At 55.3% G+C, this 16,281-nt stretch carries 16 protein-coding genes; 13 read left to right on the top strand and 3 right to left on the bottom strand.

Annotation, left to right across the window (positions count from 1 at the left end; translation table 11 throughout):
* The first annotated feature begins 77 nt into the window (after nt 1–77).
* Nucleotides 78–977 (top strand): carboxylate/amino acid/amine transporter, encoded by a 900-nt coding sequence (locus HV340_RS22170; RefSeq protein WP_014172122.1) that lies wholly within the window; start codon nt 78–80, stop codon nt 975–977.
* On the opposite strand, the gene metR is transcribed toward HV340_RS22170, so the two are convergent.
* Nucleotides 865–1,818 carry an HTH-type transcriptional regulator MetR gene (gene metR / locus HV340_RS22165; protein ID WP_014172120.1) on the bottom strand — a complete coding sequence of 318 codons (954 nt, stop codon included), beginning with the start codon at nt 1,816–1,818 and terminating at the stop codon, nt 865–867. The two genes, HV340_RS22170 and metR, sit on opposite strands and share 113 nt — an antisense overlap.
* 116 nt (nt 1,819–1,934) lie before the next feature.
* Between metR and metE the strand changes: the two genes are divergently transcribed.
* Nucleotides 1,935–4,196 carry a 5-methyltetrahydropteroyltriglutamate--homocysteine S-methyltransferase gene (metE, locus tag HV340_RS22160; protein ID WP_014172119.1) on the top strand — a complete coding sequence of 754 codons (2,262 nt, stop codon included), beginning with the start codon at nt 1,935–1,937 and terminating at the stop codon, nt 4,194–4,196.
* A gap of 45 nt (nt 4,197–4,241) precedes the next feature.
* On the opposite strand, the gene HV340_RS22155 is transcribed toward metE, so the two are convergent.
* Nucleotides 4,242–5,048 (bottom strand): dienelactone hydrolase family protein, encoded by an 807-nt coding sequence (locus HV340_RS22155; protein WP_014172118.1) that lies wholly within the window; start codon nt 5,046–5,048, stop codon nt 4,242–4,244.
* A gap of 255 nt (nt 5,049–5,303) precedes the next feature.
* Between HV340_RS22155 and udp the strand changes: the two genes are divergently transcribed.
* The 9 genes from udp (at nt 5,304) to tatD (ending at nt 13,212) form a co-directional block, all read left to right on the top strand.
* A complete protein-coding gene (gene udp, locus HV340_RS22150; RefSeq protein WP_014172117.1) occupies nt 5,304–6,065 on the top strand; it encodes a uridine phosphorylase in 762 nt (253 codons plus the stop codon).
* Nucleotides 6,066–6,202: 137 nt separating this feature from the next.
* Nucleotides 6,203–7,660 carry a DNA recombination protein RmuC gene (gene rmuC / locus HV340_RS22145; RefSeq protein WP_059306553.1) on the top strand — a complete coding sequence of 486 codons (1,458 nt, stop codon included), beginning with the start codon at nt 6,203–6,205 and terminating at the stop codon, nt 7,658–7,660.
* A gap of 66 nt (nt 7,661–7,726) precedes the next feature.
* Nucleotides 7,727–8,482, top strand: coding sequence for a bifunctional demethylmenaquinone methyltransferase/2-methoxy-6-polyprenyl-1,4-benzoquinol methylase UbiE (gene ubiE, locus HV340_RS22140; protein WP_014172115.1), 756 nt, complete (start codon nt 7,727–7,729; stop codon nt 8,480–8,482).
* 13 nt (nt 8,483–8,495) lie between these two features.
* Entirely contained in the window at nt 8,496–9,101 is a 606-nt protein-coding gene (gene ubiJ, locus HV340_RS22135; RefSeq protein ID WP_032680095.1) for a ubiquinone biosynthesis protein UbiJ, read from the top strand.
* Nucleotides 9,098–10,738, top strand: a complete 1,641-nt coding sequence (gene ubiB / locus HV340_RS22130; protein WP_063925932.1) for a ubiquinone biosynthesis regulatory protein kinase UbiB — start codon at nt 9,098–9,100, stop codon at nt 10,736–10,738. Before ubiJ ends, ubiB begins: the two co-directional genes overlap by 4 nt.
* A gap of 76 nt (nt 10,739–10,814) precedes the next feature.
* Nucleotides 10,815–11,069: a Sec-independent protein translocase subunit TatA gene (gene tatA / locus HV340_RS22125; RefSeq protein WP_014172112.1), complete on the top strand. Its 255-nt coding sequence runs from the start codon at nt 10,815–10,817 to the stop codon at nt 11,067–11,069.
* A 3-nt stretch (nt 11,070–11,072) separates the two neighbouring features.
* Nucleotides 11,073–11,615, top strand: a complete 543-nt coding sequence (tatB, locus tag HV340_RS22120) for a Sec-independent protein translocase protein TatB (protein ID WP_014172111.1) — start codon at nt 11,073–11,075, stop codon at nt 11,613–11,615.
* Between the two features lie 2 nt (nt 11,616–11,617).
* A complete protein-coding gene (gene tatC / locus HV340_RS22115; protein ID WP_014172110.1) occupies nt 11,618–12,388 on the top strand; it encodes a Sec-independent protein translocase subunit TatC in 771 nt (256 codons plus the stop codon).
* Between the two features lie 41 nt (nt 12,389–12,429).
* Nucleotides 12,430–13,212, top strand: coding sequence for a 3'-5' ssDNA/RNA exonuclease TatD (tatD, locus tag HV340_RS22110; protein WP_059306552.1), 783 nt, complete (start codon nt 12,430–12,432; stop codon nt 13,210–13,212).
* On the opposite strand, the gene rfaH is transcribed toward tatD, so the two are convergent.
* Nucleotides 13,209–13,700, bottom strand: coding sequence for a transcription/translation regulatory transformer protein RfaH (gene rfaH / locus HV340_RS22105; protein ID WP_020882871.1), 492 nt, complete (start codon nt 13,698–13,700; stop codon nt 13,209–13,211). The genes tatD and rfaH overlap by 4 nt on opposite strands.
* A 170-nt stretch (nt 13,701–13,870) precedes the next feature.
* Between rfaH and ubiD the strand changes: the two genes are divergently transcribed.
* Entirely contained in the window at nt 13,871–15,376 is a 1,506-nt protein-coding gene (ubiD, locus tag HV340_RS22100; RefSeq protein ID WP_014172107.1) for a 4-hydroxy-3-polyprenylbenzoate decarboxylase, read from the top strand.
* Nucleotides 15,377–15,406: 30 nt separating this feature from the next.
* Nucleotides 15,407–16,108 carry an NAD(P)H-flavin reductase gene (gene fre, locus HV340_RS22095; protein WP_014172106.1) on the top strand — a complete coding sequence of 234 codons (702 nt, stop codon included), beginning with the start codon at nt 15,407–15,409 and terminating at the stop codon, nt 16,106–16,108.
* The last annotated feature ends 173 nt before the right edge of the window (nt 16,109–16,281 follow it).

The raw sequence follows: 16,281 nt of genomic DNA, 5'->3' as shown, positions 1-16,281 counted from the left end.
ATTTGATTGTTTATTGCTCAGTTGTCAACTAAAGAGTTCGCTACAATGCCTGTCCTTCTTTCTGAGAGACAAGCATTGTGGCGCTACTCATTATTACCACTATCCTGTGGGCCTTCTCTTTTAGCCTGATTGGCGAGTACCTCGCCGGGCACGTCGACAGCTACTTCTCGGTGCTGATGCGCGTGGGGCTGGCGGCGCTGGTATTCCTTCCCTTCCTGCGTACACGCGGGCAATCGCTGAAGACTATTTTGCTGTACATGCTGGTGGGGGCGATGCAGCTCGGCATCATGTACCTGTTCAGCTTCCGGGCTTACGTCTACCTGTCTGTCTCTGAATTTCTGCTTTTCACCGTGCTTACGCCGCTCTATATCACGCTGATTTACGATTTGCTCAGCAAACGTCGTTTGCGCTGGGGATATCTGTTGAGCGCGGCGCTGGCGGTGATCGGGGCGGCGATTATTCGCTACGACAAAGTGAGCGACCACTTCTGGACCGGGCTGATGTTCGTGCAGTTGGCGAACCTCAGTTTTGCCATCGGTATGGTCGGGTACAAGCGCCTGATGGAAACCCGCCCGATGCCACAGCATAACGCGTTCGCCTGGTTCTATATGGGGGCGGCTATCGTCGCGGTGGCGGCATGGTTTATGCTCGGCAACCCGCAAAAGCTCCCGACGACAACCCTGCAGTGGGGCGTTCTGGTCTGGCTGGGCGTGGTGGCATCGGGGCTGGGTTACTTCATGTGGAACTACGGCGCTACGCAGGTAGACGCCGGTACGCTGGGGATCATGAACAACGTGCATGTACCTGCAGGGCTGCTGGTGAACCTTGCCATCTGGCAGCAGCAGCCTCACTGGCCGAGCTTCCTTATTGGGGGAGCAGTGATTCTGGCTTCGCTGTGGGTCCATCGCCGTTGGGTCGCTCCGCGCTCCGCACAAACGGAAGATGGTCGCACGCGTGGTTCCGCGCAGAGCGAATAAACGCTTCCGTAATCGGCTGACGCTGCTCGCCATCGCGCACGGCGGCGTACAGCCGGCTCCATAGTCCCTCACCCAGGGTTTTAGTGACAACCAGACCCTGGCGTTCAAAACTCTCCACAACCCAGTGTGGTAGCGCCGCGATGCCCATTCTGGCAGCAACCATCTGAATTAACAGCAGGGTGTTATCCACGCTTTTGAGCTGCGGGCTAATGCCGGCCGGCTGCAGGAAGTGACGCCAGATATCCAGCCGACTGCGCTGTACCGGGTAAATCAGCAGCGTTTCACTGGCTAAATCTTCCGGGGTGATACGCGTTTTACTGGCCAGCGGATGATCCGGAGCCAGCACCAGACGTACCTCATAATCAAACATTGGCGAATAGTGCAGGCCGCTGCGGGGCAGAATGTCTGAGGTCATCACCAGATCCAGTTCGCCCTGCTGGAGCGACGGCTGCGGGTCGAACGTCACGCCGGATTTGAAATCCATCTCCACCTGCGGCCACCTCTGGCGGAAGTTCTCAAGCGCGGGTGTCAGCCATTGAATACAGCTGTGACACTCAATGGCGATACGCAGTCTGGTTTGCTGCGGCTCGTTACAGGACTGCAGCGCGCTGGCTATTTGCGGCAGCACCTGATTAGCCAGCTGCAGCAGGATCTCGCCCTGAGGCGTAAAGCGTAGCGGCTGGCTCTTACGCACAAAAAGACGAAAGCCGAGGCGTTGTTCCAGATCGCTGAACTGGTGAGAAAGGGCGGACTGGGTCTGGTGCAGCGTGGCTGCCGCCGCCGCGAGAGAACCGCAATTTCGCAACGCTTGTAGCGTTTTCAGGTGTTTAATCTCGATCATGAAAGTCCTTCACTTCGCCATGAACATTTTGCGCTTGAGGAATATACAGTAACTGCCAATTATGGATGTGTAAACATCTGGATGGCTAAATACGAAAAATTCACAGGGGACACACCATGACAATTCGCAATCACACTCTCGGTTTCCCTCGCGTTGGCCTTCGCCGCGAGCTGAAAAAAGCGCAGGAAAGTTACTGGGCAGGTACCTCTGGCCGTGAAGAATTGCTGGCAGTGGGCCGCGAACTGCGTGCGCGCCACTGGGAACAGCAAAAGCAGGCGGGCATTGACCTGCTGCCCGTGGGCGATTTCGCCTGGTACGACCATGTTCTGACCACCAGCCTGCTGCTTGGCAACGTGCCGGCTCGTCATCAGAACAAAGATGGATCGGTAGATATCGACACCCTGTTCCGCATTGGCCGTGGTCGTGCGCCAACGGGAGAGCCTGCGGCAGCGGCGGAAATGACCAAGTGGTTCAACACCAACTATCACTATATGGTGCCGGAATTTGTGAAAGGCCAGCAGTTCAAACTGAGCTGGACCCAGTTGCTCGACGAAGTCGATGAAGCGCTGGCGCTGGGCCACCAGGTGAAACCGGTACTGCTGGGGCCGGTAACGTATTTGTGGCTGGGTAAAGTGAAAGGCGAGCAGTTTGACCGTCTCAGCCTGCTGAACGATATTCTGCCGGTCTACAAACAGGTGCTGATTGAACTGGGTAAACGCGGAATTCAGTGGGTGCAAATCGATGAGCCTGCGCTGGTGTTGGAGCTGCCGCAGGCGTGGCTGAAAGCGTTTAAACCCGCTTACGATGCCCTTACTGGTCAGGTGAAGCTATTGCTGACCACCTATTTTGAAGGCGTGACGCCGAACCTGAGTACCATTACTGCGCTGCCGGTGCAGGGTCTTCATGTTGACCTGGTCCACGGCAAAGATGACGTGGCCGAACTGCACAAACGTCTGCCTGAAGAGTGGTTGCTTTCGGCCGGACTGGTGAATGGCCGTAACGTCTGGCGCGCCGATCTGACCGAGAAATATGCACAGATTAAAGATATCGTCGGCAAACGTGAGCTGTGGGTGGCCTCCTCCTGCTCTCTGCTGCACAGCCCAATCGATCTGAGTGTGGAAACCCGCCTTGATCCCGAGGTGAAGAGCTGGTTTGCCTTTGCGCTGCAAAAATGTGAAGAGCTGGCGCTGCTGCGTGATGCGTTAAATAGCGGTGACACCACGGCCATTACCGACTGGAGCGCCCCCATTCAGGCGCGTCGTCATTCGGCACGCGTCCACAACCCGGCGGTCGAAAAACGTCTGGCGGCCATTACCGCGCAGGACAGCCAGCGTCAGAGCCCCTATGAGGTGCGTGCCGAAGCCCAGCGTGCCCGCTTCAACCTGCCAGCGTGGCCAACCACCACCATCGGCTCCTTCCCGCAGACGACGGAGATCCGCGGCCTGCGTCTGGATTTCAAAAAAGGCAACCTCGATGCGAATCACTACCGCACCGGTATCGCTGAGCACATCAGACAGGCGATTGTTGAGCAGGAACGTTTAGGTCTGGACGTGCTGGTACACGGTGAAGCCGAGCGTAACGACATGGTGGAATACTTCGGCGAACATCTGGACGGTTTCGTCTTTACGCAGAACGGTTGGGTGCAGAGCTATGGTTCCCGCTGTGTGAAGCCACCGGTGGTGATTGGTGACGTCAGCCGCCCGCAAGCGATCACCGTAGAGTGGGCAAAATTCGCCCAGTCCCTGACCGACAAACCGGTGAAAGGGATGCTGACCGGCCCGGTGACGATCCTCTGCTGGTCCTTCCCGCGTGAAGATGTGACCCGTGAAACCATCGCCAAACAGATTGCGCTCGCGCTGCGTGATGAAGTGGCCGATCTGGAAGCGGCGGGTATCGGCATCATCCAGATTGATGAACCGGCGCTACGCGAAGGTTTGCCGCTGCGTCGCAGTGACTGGGATGCTTATCTGAAGTGGGGTGTGGAGGCTTTCCGCCTCAACGCCGCGGTCGCGAAAGACGACACGCAGATCCACACCCACATGTGTTACTGCGAATTTAACGACATTATGGATTCGATTGCCGCGCTGGATGCCGACGTGATCACCATCGAAACGTCGCGTTCAGACATGGAACTGCTGGAGTCCTTCGAAGCGTTCGAGTATCCAAACGAAATTGGGCCGGGTGTCTACGACATCCACTCCCCGAACGTACCGAGCGTGGAGTGGATTGAAAGCCTGCTGAAAAAAGCCGCCCAGCGGATCCCGGCTGAGCGCCTGTGGGTCAACCCGGACTGCGGACTGAAAACCCGCGGCTGGCCGGAGACCCGCGCGGCACTCGCGAACATGGTCAGGGCGGCGCAGAATTTGCGTCAGGCCTGATAAATCCGAAGCCCGGCAAGGCGTAGCCGCGACCGGGCTTTTGTTTTACGCTTTTTTCCCGCCGTACTGGCTGAACCATGCCAGCATCCGCTGCCAGCCATCTTTAGCCGATTCCGCGTGATAGCTCGGACGATAGTCGGCATTAAAGGCGTGGCCGGCATCCGGATAAACAATGATTTCAGCTTTTGCATTGGCTGCACGGAGCGCATGGCGCATGGTCTCTACCGTATCAAGCGGGATCCCGGTGTCCTGGCCGCCATACAGCCCTAAAACTGGGGCATTTAACTCGGTGGCGATATCAACGGGATGCTTCGGCGAGTTCAGCGTTTTCTCCCCCACCAGTTTGCCGTACCAGGCAACGGCGGCTTTAAGCTGCGGATTATGTGCGGCATACAGCCAGCTGATACGTCCTCCCCAGCAGAAACCCGTCACCATCAGACGATGTGCGTCGCCGCCATTGCGCGCAGCCCAACTGGCCACGTGGTCCAGATCGGCCAGTACCTGTGCATCCGGCACTTTGCTGACCAGGTTGCTGAACAGCGTCGGTATATCACTGTAGTCGTTCGGATCGCCCTGACGGAAATAGAGCTCTGGCGCAACGGCCAGATAACCTTCCAGCGCCAGACGGCGGCAAAGGTCGCGAATATGTTCGTGAACGCCGAAAATTTCCTGAACCACAATCACGATGGGCAGCGGGCCGTCGGCCGATTTTGGCCGCGCGTGGTAAGCAGGCATATTCTCCCCCTGCGAGGGGATGGAGGTCTCACCTGCCGTAATGGCCTCTTCAGGTGTTGAGACGATGGTTGATGCATGGGGGGCCGCTGCAGGTGCAAAACCGGTTTTTTCAGTCATGGCATTCTCCGTACCAATGAGTTAGCGCAAAGGTAAATATAGTCACCAGGTTAACAATTCACAGTGCCTGAAACGGTCTATCTTTTGTGCAGCACCTGACGATATAACTTGTTAATGTGATGTGAATCACTATTTCATGGAAATTTACTGCAATCATTTTCATTCATGGTGAGATGTGTCACGTAATTCTGCTTACTGCTTCTGTAAAGTACCTTTTTACTTCTTCTGACTAACCGACCCACAGAGGAGTCACCTATGTCTAAGTCTGATGTTTTTCATCTCGGCCTCACTAAAAACGATTTACAAGGGGCTACGCTGGCTATCGTCCCGGGCGATCCTGAGCGTGTGGAAAAGATCGCCGCGCTGATGGATAAGCCGGTTAAGCTTGCTGCCCATCGTGAATTCACCACCTGGCGCGCTGAGCTGGATGGCAAAGCGGTGATCGTCTGTTCTACCGGTATCGGAGGCCCGTCCACCTCAATTGCTGTTGAAGAGCTGGCGCAGCTGGGTATTCGTACTTTCCTGCGTATCGGGACTACCGGTGCCATTCAGCCGCATATCAACGTTGGCGACGTGCTGGTGACAACCGCTTCCGTGCGTCTGGACGGCGCGAGTCTGCACTTTGCCCCTATGGAATTCCCGGCGGTGGCGGATTTCGAATGCACCACCGCACTGGTTGAAGCCGCGAAATCCGTTGGCGCAACCACCCACGTAGGCGTGACTGCCTCTTCTGATACCTTCTACCCAGGCCAGGAGCGTTATGACACCTTCTCCGGCCGCGTGGTAAGCCGTTTCAAAGGTTCTATGGAAGAGTGGCAGTCTATGGGCGTAATGAACTACGAAATGGAATCTGCAACCTTGCTGACCATGTGCGCAAGCCAGGGTCTGCGTGCCGGTATGGTGGCGGGCGTTATCGTCAACCGTACCCAGCAGGAGATCCCGAACGCGGAAACCATGAAGCAGACCGAAAGTCATGCGGTGAAAATCGTGGTTGAAGCAGCGCGTCACCTGATCTAATCCCTTCTTATACGAAAAAAGGCCGACCCGTTCGGCCTTTTTTTTGCGTAGCGCCTCGCAGGAAAACCCTTTCAAACTGGACGTTTATACAGCACAATTCTATTTTGTGCAGGTAATACGTTGATGCAGGGGGCATTGTGGATATCTCAATCCTGATTTATGCAGTGATTGCGCTGGTGGGCGTGGGGGCAGGCTGGCTGATTTCCAGCTACCAGCACGCGCAACAAAAGGCCGATCAGCTGGCCGAGCGCGAAGAGATAGTCGCCGATTTAAGCGCGGCAAAACAGCAGGTTGCGCTGAGCGAACACTGGCGTGACGAATGCGAACTGCTCAACAACGAGCTGCGCAATTTTCGCGATATCAACACCTCGCTGGAGGCCGATCTCCGCGAAGTGACTACCCGCCTCGAATCCACCCAGCTGCATGCGGAAGATAAAATCCGCCAGATGATGAACAGCGAGCAACGCCTCAGCGAGCAGTTCGAGAACCTCGCGAACCGCATTTTTGCACACAGCAACCGCCGCGTAGACGAACAAAACCGCCAAAGCCTGAATAGCCTGCTAACGCCCCTGCGTGAACAGCTGGACGGCTTTCGTCGTCAGGTACAGGACAGCTTTGGGCAGGAGGCTCGCGAGCGGCACACGCTGGCGCATGAAATTCGCAATCTTCAGCAGCTGAATGCGCAAATGGCGCAGGAAGCGGTCAACCTGACCCGTGCGCTGAAGGGCGATAACAAAACCCAGGGCAACTGGGGAGAAGTGGTGCTGACCCGCGTGCTGGAGGCCTCTGGCCTGCGGGAAGGGTATGAATACGAAACGCAGGTGAGTATCGAGAACGATGCCCGCTCGCGTATGCAGCCTGATGTGATTGTGCGGCTGCCGCAGGGCAAAGATGTGGTGATAGACGCCAAAATGACGCTGGTGGCTTATGAGCGCTATTTCAATGCGGAAGATGACTACACCCGCGAGTCGGCGTTGCAGGAGCACATCGCCTCCGTGCGTAACCACATTCGTCTGCTGGGCAGAAAAGACTACCAGCAGTTACCCGGCCTGCGCTCGCTGGATTACGTCCTGATGTTTATTCCGGTTGAACCCGCGTTCTTGCTGGCGCTCGACAGACAGCCTGAACTGATTACCGAAGCCCTAAAAAATAACATTATGCTGGTGAGCCCCACCACGCTGCTGGTGGCATTGCGCACCATTGCCAACCTGTGGCGCTATGAACATCAGAGCCGCAATGCGCAGCAGATTGCCGATCGTGCCAGCAAGCTTTACGACAAAATGCGCCTTTTTGTGGATGATATGTCCTCGGTTGGGCAAAGCCTTGACCGCGCCCAGGATAACTATCGCCAGGCGATGAAAAAACTCTCTTCCGGGCGTGGCAACTTACTGGCGCAGGCCGAAGCGTTTCGTTCCCTGGGTGTGGAGGTGAAGCGCGAGATTAATCCGGAATTAGTTGAGCAGGCCACCGCCCAGGATGAAGAGTTTCGCCTGCGCGAAGGCGCTGGCGAACAAAAGACAAACAGTGAAGACAATACGTTAGCGACAGATTTAACGTCAGACGAGCGTCCGGCACGTTTCTTTCGCGAAGGTTGAAACGTAGGGCAAACGCGCCCAATCTGTTACACTTCACGAACATTTTACTGATAAGCAGGCTCTGAGATGGTTGACGATTCACAAGACACGACGCACTTTGGCTTTCAGACTGTCGCCAAAGCGCAGAAAGCTGATATGGTGGCCCACGTATTTCATTCCGTGGCGGCGAAGTACGATGTGATGAATGACTTGATGTCGTTCGGCATTCATCGCTTGTGGAAGCGCTTCACCATCGACTGTAGCGGTGTGCGTCGTGGACAAACGGTACTGGATTTAGCCGGCGGTACAGGCGATTTGACAGCAAAATTCTCCCGTCTGGTGGGCGAAACCGGTCGCGTTGTTCTGGCAGATATTAACGACTCAATGCTCAAAATGGGACGTGAGAAGCTGCGTAACATCGGCGTGGTAGGTAATGTCGAGTATGTGCAGGCGAACGCCGAAGCGCTGCCTTTCCCGGATAATACCTTTGACTGCATCACTATCTCCTTCGGCCTGCGTAACGTCACCGATAAAGAAAAAGCGCTGCGCTCCATGTACCGCGTGCTAAAGCCGGGTGGACGCCTGCTGGTGCTCGAATTCTCCAAACCGATTCTTGAGCCGTTAAGCAAAGCTTACGACGCATACTCATTCCATGTGCTGCCGCGCATTGGTGAGCTGGTGGCAAACGACGCGGAAAGCTATCGGTACCTGGCGGAATCTATCCGTATGCACCCGGATCAGGACACTTTAAAGGCCATGATGCAGGATGCGGAATTCGAGAACGTTGAGTATTTCAACATGACGGCAGGTGTCGTCGCGCTGCATCGCGGTTATAAGTTCTGAGTGGAGGTTTCCCGTGCCCTTTAAACCCTTAGTCACCGCAGGCATCGAGAATGTCCTGAATGCCTTTCTTTACCGCGCACCGGCGCTAAAAGCCGCACGTCAGAGGCTTAACGGCAAGGTGCTGCGTGTTGTTCTGAAAGAGTTCTCGACGCCGCTTGTGCTGGTTTTCAGTGAACGCCAGCTTGACGTTCTGGGTGAGTGGGAAGGTGAAGCCGACTGCTCCGTGATTACGCACATGAGCGTGCTGCCAAAATTACGTGACCGTCAGCAGCTTACGGCGCTTATCCGCAGCGGTGAGCTGGAAGTGGAAGGCGACATTCAGGTCGTACAGAATTTCGTTGCGCTCAGCGATCTGGCCGAGTTTGACCCGGCAGAGCTGCTTGCGCCTTTCATTGGCGACATTGCTGCCGAAGGGATCGGTAAAGCCATTCATGGCGGTACGGCTTTCCTTCGCAAGAGTCTGCAACGGCAGCAACGCTATGCGGCGGAAGTACTGACTGAAGAGTGGCGTATGGCCCCTGGCGCGCTTGAAGTTGCATGGTTTGCGGAAGAGACCGCAGCGGTTGAACGCGCGGTGGATGCCTTAACCAAACGGCTGGAAAAACTGGAGGGCAAATGACGCCTGGTGAAATTCGGCGCCTCTATTTTATCGTCCACACCTTTTTGAGTTACGGGCTCGACGAGCTTATCCCCAAAATGCGTATCACGCTGCTGCTTCGCATCTGGCGGCGGATGTTGTTCTGGATGCCTAATCGTCATAAAGATCAGCCGCTGGGTGAACGTCTTCGCCTGGCGCTCCAGGAGCTGGGCCCGGTATGGATTAAGTTCGGGCAAATGCTCTCGACTCGCCGCGATCTTTTCCCGCCGCAGATTGCCGATGAACTGGCACTGCTGCAGGACCGCGTTGCACCGTTTGACGGTGTGAGAGCGAAAAAACAGATCGAAGAGGCGATGGGCAATATTCCTGTCGAGACCTGGTTTGACGATTTCGAAATAGAACCTCTTGCTTCAGCCTCTATCGCCCAGGTGCATACAGCCCGTCTGAAAGAGAACGGCAAAGAGGTGGTTATCAAAGTGATCCGCCCGGACATCCTGCCTGTAATCCGAGCGGACATGAAGCTTATCTATCGGCTTGCACGCTGGGTTCCGCGCCTGCTCCCCGACGGACGCCGTCTGCGCCCAATGGAAGTTGTGCGGGAGTATGAAAAAACGCTGATTGATGAATTAAACCTGCTGCGCGAATCGGCAAATGCTATCCAGCTGCGCCGGAACTTTGAAAACAGCCCGATGCTCTATGTGCCGGAAGTGTATTCGGACTACTGCAGCCAGAACATGATGGTAATGGAGCGGATTTACGGTATTCCGGTCTCGGATGTGGCAGCCCTGGAAAAGCAGGGAACCAACCTGAAGCTGCTGGCCGAGCGTGGCGTACAGGTCTTCTTTACCCAGGTATTCCGCGACAGCTTTTTCCACGCGGACATGCACCCGGGGAATATCTTCGTCAGTTATGAGCACCCGGAAGACCCGAAATATATCGGTATTGACTGCGGTATTGTGGGCTCGCTGAACAAAGAAGATAAGCGCTATCTCGCTGAGAACTTCATCGCCTTCTTTAACCGTGATTACCGCAAGGTGGCCGAGCTTCACGTTGATTCTGGCTGGGTTCCGCCGGACACCAACGTCGAAGAATTTGAGTTTGCTATCCGTACCGTCTGCGAGCCGATTTTTGAAAAGCCGCTGGCAGAAATTTCCTTCGGACACGTATTGCTGAACCTGTTTAACACGGCACGCCGCTTCAACATGGAAGTGCAGCCACAGTTAGTTTTACTTCAGAAAACATTACTTTACGTTGAAGGTGTAGGTCGACAGCTCTATCCTCAGTTAGACTTATGGAAGACTGCGAAACCTTTCCTTGAATCCTGGATTAAGGATCAGGTGGGCATTCCGGCGCTGGTGCGCTCTATTAAAGAGAAAGGCCCGTTCTGGATAGAAAAAATGCCTGATATTCCTGAACTGATTTACGACAGTTTGCGTCAGAGCAAAAACCTTCAGCACAGCATGGATAAAATCGCCCGCGAGCTTCAGTCCAGCCGTGTTCGACAGGGGCAGTCGCGCTATCTCTTTGGCATTGGAGCAACGCTGCTGCTGAGTGGTACGCTGTTACTGATTACTCGCCCTGACTGGCAGATGATGCCCGCCTGGCTGATGGCTGGCGGTGTTGTGGTCTGGCTCGCCGGCTGGAGAAAAACGCGCTGATTTTGCGTCGCTATCGACGGGTCGCCTACGTATAATGCGACCTGACTCATTAATCATCTATCCCTGAGGTACATGTATGGGTGGTATCAGTATCTGGCAATTGTTGATCATTGCCGTCATCGTCGTGCTGCTGTTTGGCACGAAAAAGCTCGGTTCTATCGGCTCCGATCTGGGCGCGTCTATCAAAGGCTTCAAGAAAGCGATGAGCGATGATGAGAGCAAGCAGGATAAAACCAGCCAGGATGCTGACTTTACTGCTAAATCCATCTCCGAAAAGCAGGAAGAGGCGAAAAAAGAAGACGCTAAACGCCACGATAAAGAGCAGGTGTAATTCGTGTTCGACATTGGTTTTAGTGAGCTGCTGCTGGTCTTTGTGATTGGCCTGATAGTGTTAGGACCCCAGCGTCTGCCGGTGGCGGTGAAAACCGTTGTGGGCTGGGTACGCGCGCTGAGATCGCTGGCTTCGACCGTACAAAATGAGCTGGCGCAGGAACTTAAGCTGCAGGAGTTTCAGGAAAGCCTGAAAAAGGTGGAAAAGGCGAGCATGGATAACCTGACGCCTGAACTGAAAGCCTCAATGGATGAACTGCGTGAAGCGGCAGAATCCATGAAGCGCTCCTACAGCGTCAACGATCCTGAAAAGGCGAGCGATGAAGCCAACACCATCCACAACCCGGTGGTGAAGGACAGCGAAGCGCAGCGCGAGGGCGTTACGCCTGCCAGCGCGGAGCATCAGGCTACCGCGCCTGAACAAACGCCGCAGGAATCTGAACCGAAAAAACAGGCGCAGCCGGAAGCACCGATGGTAAAAGCGGCTGACGTTAAGCCTGCCGCGCCTGTTTCCGAATCATCCCCCTCGTCGAGTGATAAAGCGTAAACATGGCAGTAGATGATACCCAACCGCTGATTACGCACCTCATAGAGCTGCGTAAGCGCCTGTTAAACTGCATTATCGCGGTTTTCCTCATTTTCTTATGCCTGGTCTATTTCGCCAATGATATCTACCAGGTTGTCTCTGCGCCGCTGATCAAGCAGATGCCGCTGGGGGCAACGATGATCGCAACCGACGTTGCATCACCGTTCTTTACCCCTATTAAGCTCACCTTCTGGGTATCGCTGATTGCCTCTGCGCCGGTCATTCTTTATCAGGTGTGGGCGTTTGTGGCGCCAGCGCTGTACAAGCATGAACGCAAGCTGGTGATCCCGCTGCTGGTATCCAGCTCGCTGCTGTTCTATATCGGCATGGCGTTCGCCTACTTTGTTGTCTTCCCGCTGGCCTTTGGCTTCCTGACGCATACCGCGCCGGAAGGGGTTCAGGTGTCGACGGATATCGCCAGCTACCTCAGCTTTGTGATGGCGCTGTTTATGGCGTTCGGCGTGGCATTCGAAGTGCCGGTAGCCATTGTGCTGCTTTGCTGGGTAGGAGTGACGACCCCTGATGACCTGCGTAAGAAGCGCCCGTATATCCTGGTCGGCGCGTTTGTGGTTGGCATGCTGCTCACACCACCTGACGTCTTCTCACAAACGCTGCTGGCAATACCGATGTATTGTCTGTTTGAAGTTGGCGTATTCTTCTCGCGTTTCTACGTGGGAAAAGGGCGTCGGTCGGATGACGAAGACGATACGTCGGAAAAGACCACTGAAGAGTAAAACCAGCCGCCCGTCAGGGCGGTTGTGCTATGGGGAATCGCATGTTTGATATCGGACTCAACCTGACCAGCTCGCAGTTTGCGAAAGACTGCGATGAAGTCGTCGCGCGTGCTTTTGCCGCCGGGGTGAAAGGACTGCTCCTGACGGGAACCAACCTGCATGAAAGCGAGCAGGCGCAACAGCTTGCTCAACGCTATGATCGCTGCTGGTCAACCGCTGGCGTGCACCCTCATGACAGCAGCCAGTGGACGCTGCAGAGCGCTGAAATCATACACAGGCTGGCGAAAACCCCTGAAGTCGTGGCCATTGGCGAATGCGGTCTCGATTTCAACCGTAACTTTTCCACACCAGCCGAACAGGAAAAGGCCTTCACCGCCCAGCTCGCCCTGGCGGCGGAGCTTGGAATGCCTGTGTTTATGCACTGCCGTGACGCGCATGAGCGCTTCCTCGCCTTACTGGAACCCTGGCTCGATAAACTGCCCGGTGCGGTACTGCACTGCTTTACCGGTTCACGGCAGGAAGCGCTGGAGTGTCTGGAACGCGGGTTATATCTGGGCATTACCGGCTGGGTTTGCGATGAACGTCGCGGGCTTGAGCTTCGCGAGCTGTTGCCGGTGATCCCGGCGGACCGCTTGCTTGTTGAAACCGACGCACCCTATCTGCTGCCGCGAGATATGCAACCCAAACCGGCTTCTCGACGTAACGAACCGGCCTATCTGGGGCATATTCTTGAGAGCGTAGCGCGCTGGCGCGGAGAAGACCCGCACTGGCTGTGCGCACAGACGGATGACAACGTGCGTCGCCTGTTCGGGATAGACGTTTAAACTTTGCGGAAGTCGGTGTTTTTCACGCTCTGCAATACCTGCTTATTCAGCAGGTTGAGCAACAGCATGGAGCGTGCTTCACCGTCAGGCTCGGCGAAAATCGCCTGTAAGCCCTCGAAAGCCCCTTCAGTGATGACGACGCTGTCGCCTGCGTAGGGGGTTTCCGGATCGGTGATGCCTTCAGGTTGCTGGTACACCGAAAGCTGATGAATCACCGTTGACGGGACCGTGGCCGGGTGAGCGCCAAAACGCACAAAGTGGCTGACACCGCGTGTGGCGCTGATGGTCGTGGTGTGAATCACTTCCGGGTCGAACTCAACGAACAGATAGTTCGGGAATAATGGCTCACTGACGGTCGTGCGCTTCCCGCGCTGCATTTTTTCAAGCGTGATCACGGGTGTCAGGCAATTTACAGACTGACGTTCAAGATGTTCCTGCGCGCGCTGAAGTTGCCCGCGTTTGCAATACAGTAAATACCAGGCCTGCATAATCACTCTTTCCCTTAGTTCGGGGCGCAAGCATATCAAAACCCTGGCGGGATCGCTAAGTTGATTATAATGGGGGAAAAGGGAACAGAATGCATAAGTTCACGCTAATTTAACAAAATTACAGCATCAAGCAGGCTTACGCCGTATAATGAAGCGCTTACAGAGAGGCCATGACTAACTGCATGAAATACCACGATCTCCGCGACTTCCTGACGCTGCTGGAAAAGCAGGGCGAACTCAAACGCATTACACTTCCTGTTGATCCTTATCTGGAAATGACAGAAATTGCTGACCGCACCCTGCGTGCCGGTGGCCCCGCTTTACTGTTTGAAAACCCCAAAGGGTATTCGATGCCGGTGCTGTGCAACCTGTTTGGCACACCGCGCCGTGTGGCGTTGGGGATGGGACAGGAGGACGTCACGGCGCTGCGTGAAGTGGGTAAACTGCTGGCGTTTCTGAAAGAGCCAGAGCCACCGAAAGGTTTCCGCGATCTGTTCGATAAACTGCCGCAGTTTAAGCAGGTGCTAAACATGCCAACCAAACGTCTGCGCGGCGCACCGTGTCAGCAGAAAGTGCTGGAAGGCGATGCGGTGGATCTGACAAAAATTCCTGTCATGCAATGCTGGCCTGAAGATGCTGCGCCGCTTATCACCTGGGGGCTCACCGTCACGCGTGGTCCGCACAAAGAGCGACAAAATCTGGGTATTTACCGCCAGCAGCTGATTGGCAAGAATAAGCTCATCATGCGCTGGTTGTCACATCGTGGCGGTGCCCTGGATTTCCAGGAGTGGTGTGCTGAACACCCGGGCGAGCGTTTCCCGGTTTCCGTTGCGTTAGGCGCCGATCCGGCCACGATTCTGGGGGCGGTAACGCCAGTGCCGGATACGCTGTCCGAATATGCCTTTGCAGGCCTGCTGCGCGGAACCAAAACCGAAGTCGTGAAGTGTATTTCTAATGACCTTGAAGTTCCTGCCAGCGCGGAGATCGTTCTGGAAGGTTACCTTGAGCAGGGCGAAATGGCACCGGAAGGGCCATACGGTGACCACACCGGCTATTACAACGAAGTTGATAACTTCCCGGTGTTTACCGTCACGCACATCACCCAGCGTGAAGATGCGATTTACCACTCCACCTATACCGGACGTCCTCCGGATGAACCGGCGGTACTGGGAGTGGCGCTGAACGAAGTGTTTGTGCCGATCCTGCAAAAGCAGTTCCCGGAAATTGTTGATTTTTACCTGCCGCCGGAAGGGTGTTCGTATCGCCTGGCGGTGGTGACGATGAAGAAGCAATATCCTGGTCACGCTAAACGCGTGATGATGGGCGTATGGTCTTTCCTGCGCCAGTTTATGTATACCAAATTTGTTATTGTCTGCGATGATGATGTTAACGCCCGCGACTGGAATGACGTTATCTGGGCCATTACTACGCGAATGGATCCGGCGCGCGATACGGTGTTAGTCGAAAACACGCCGATAGATTATCTGGATTTTGCCTCGCCGGTCTCCGGCCTTGGCTCAAAAATGGGACTGGATGCCACAAACAAATGGCCCGGCGAAACCGAGCGTGAATGGGGTCGACCGATCAAAAAAGATCCTGCCGTGACCGCGCGCATTGACGCGATCTGGGATGAACTGGCCATAATGAATAACGGTAAACCTGAAACAGGCCGTTAAGCCCTATAGACTTCACGACAGAGAGAGCGAATGACAACCTTAAGCTGTAAAGTGACCTCGGTAGATGCTATCACCGACACCGTATATCGCGTCCGTTTAGTACCTGAAGCGGCATTCTCTTTCCGCGCCGGTCAGTACTTGATGGTCGTGATGGATGAGCGTGATAAGCGTCCCTTCTCTATGGCTTCTACGCCAGCAGAGCAGGAATTTATTGAGCTTCATATTGGTGCGTCTGAGCTTAACCTGTATGCGATGGCCGTCATGGATCGCATTCTGAAAGAACGTGAAATCGTGGTAGATATTCCTCACGGTGATGCCTGGCTGCGTGAAGATGAAGACCGTCCGCTGATCCTGATTGCGGGGGGAACAGGTTTCTCTTACGTGCGCTCTATCCTGCTGACGGCCCTGGCGCGTAACCCGGATCGCGATATCACCATCTACTGGGGCGGCCGCGAAGAGAAACATCTCTACGACCTGTCTGAACTGGAAGCATTAAGCGTCAATCATCCACACCTGCGCATTGAGCCGGTGGTGGAGCAGCCTGAAGAGGGCTGGCGTGGGCGCAGCGGTACGGTACTGACGGCGGTGCTGCAGGATCACGGCACGCTGGCGGGACATGATATCTATATTGCTGGCCGTTTTGAGATGGCGAAAATTGCCCGTGACCTGTTCTGCAACGAACGTGACGCGCGTGAAGACCGTCTCTTCGGCGATGCGTTCGCGTTCATTTAAATAAAAAACCCGCCCCTGACAGGCGGGAAGAACGGCAACTAAACTTTATCTCTTCGCCACTGGCGCCATAACTGCGATGGCTGCGCGTGCTCACCCGAATCCCTTACTTCCGTAAGCGCATCGGGCGCCGCTCGCGTGCCGCCGTGTTCTGGCGACACTGGCTGTAAGAACCC

It is taken from the genome of Enterobacter sp. RHBSTW-00975, assembly GCF_013615235.1.
GTDB lineage: Bacteria > Pseudomonadota > Gammaproteobacteria > Enterobacterales > Enterobacteriaceae > Enterobacter > Enterobacter ludwigii.
This window is presented reverse-complemented; position numbering and strand designations above follow the sequence as displayed.

Excerpts from the sequence above, each read along its gene's own strand:
- metR (WP_014172120.1), bottom strand. The coding sequence starts at position 1,818 with ATGATCGAGATTAAACACCTGAAAACGCTACAAGCGTTGCGAAATTGC.
- metE (WP_014172119.1), top strand. The coding sequence starts at position 1,935 with ATGACAATTCGCAATCACACTCTCGGTTTCCCTCGCGTTGGCCTTCGC.
- HV340_RS22155 (WP_014172118.1), bottom strand. The coding sequence starts at position 5,048 with ATGACTGAAAAAACCGGTTTTGCACCTGCAGCGGCCCCCCATGCATCA.
- udp (WP_014172117.1), top strand. The coding sequence starts at position 5,304 with ATGTCTAAGTCTGATGTTTTTCATCTCGGCCTCACTAAAAACGATTTA.
- ubiE (WP_014172115.1), top strand. The coding sequence starts at position 7,727 with ATGGTTGACGATTCACAAGACACGACGCACTTTGGCTTTCAGACTGTC.
- ubiB (WP_063925932.1), top strand. The coding sequence starts at position 9,098 with ATGACGCCTGGTGAAATTCGGCGCCTCTATTTTATCGTCCACACCTTT.
- tatA (WP_014172112.1), top strand. The coding sequence starts at position 10,815 with ATGGGTGGTATCAGTATCTGGCAATTGTTGATCATTGCCGTCATCGTC.
- tatC (WP_014172110.1), top strand. The coding sequence starts at position 11,618 with ATGGCAGTAGATGATACCCAACCGCTGATTACGCACCTCATAGAGCTG.
- tatD (WP_059306552.1), top strand. The coding sequence starts at position 12,430 with ATGTTTGATATCGGACTCAACCTGACCAGCTCGCAGTTTGCGAAAGAC.
- rfaH (WP_020882871.1), bottom strand. The coding sequence starts at position 13,700 with ATGCAGGCCTGGTATTTACTGTATTGCAAACGCGGGCAACTTCAGCGC.
- ubiD (WP_014172107.1), top strand. The coding sequence starts at position 13,871 with ATGACTAACTGCATGAAATACCACGATCTCCGCGACTTCCTGACGCTG.
- fre (WP_014172106.1), top strand. The coding sequence starts at position 15,407 with ATGACAACCTTAAGCTGTAAAGTGACCTCGGTAGATGCTATCACCGAC.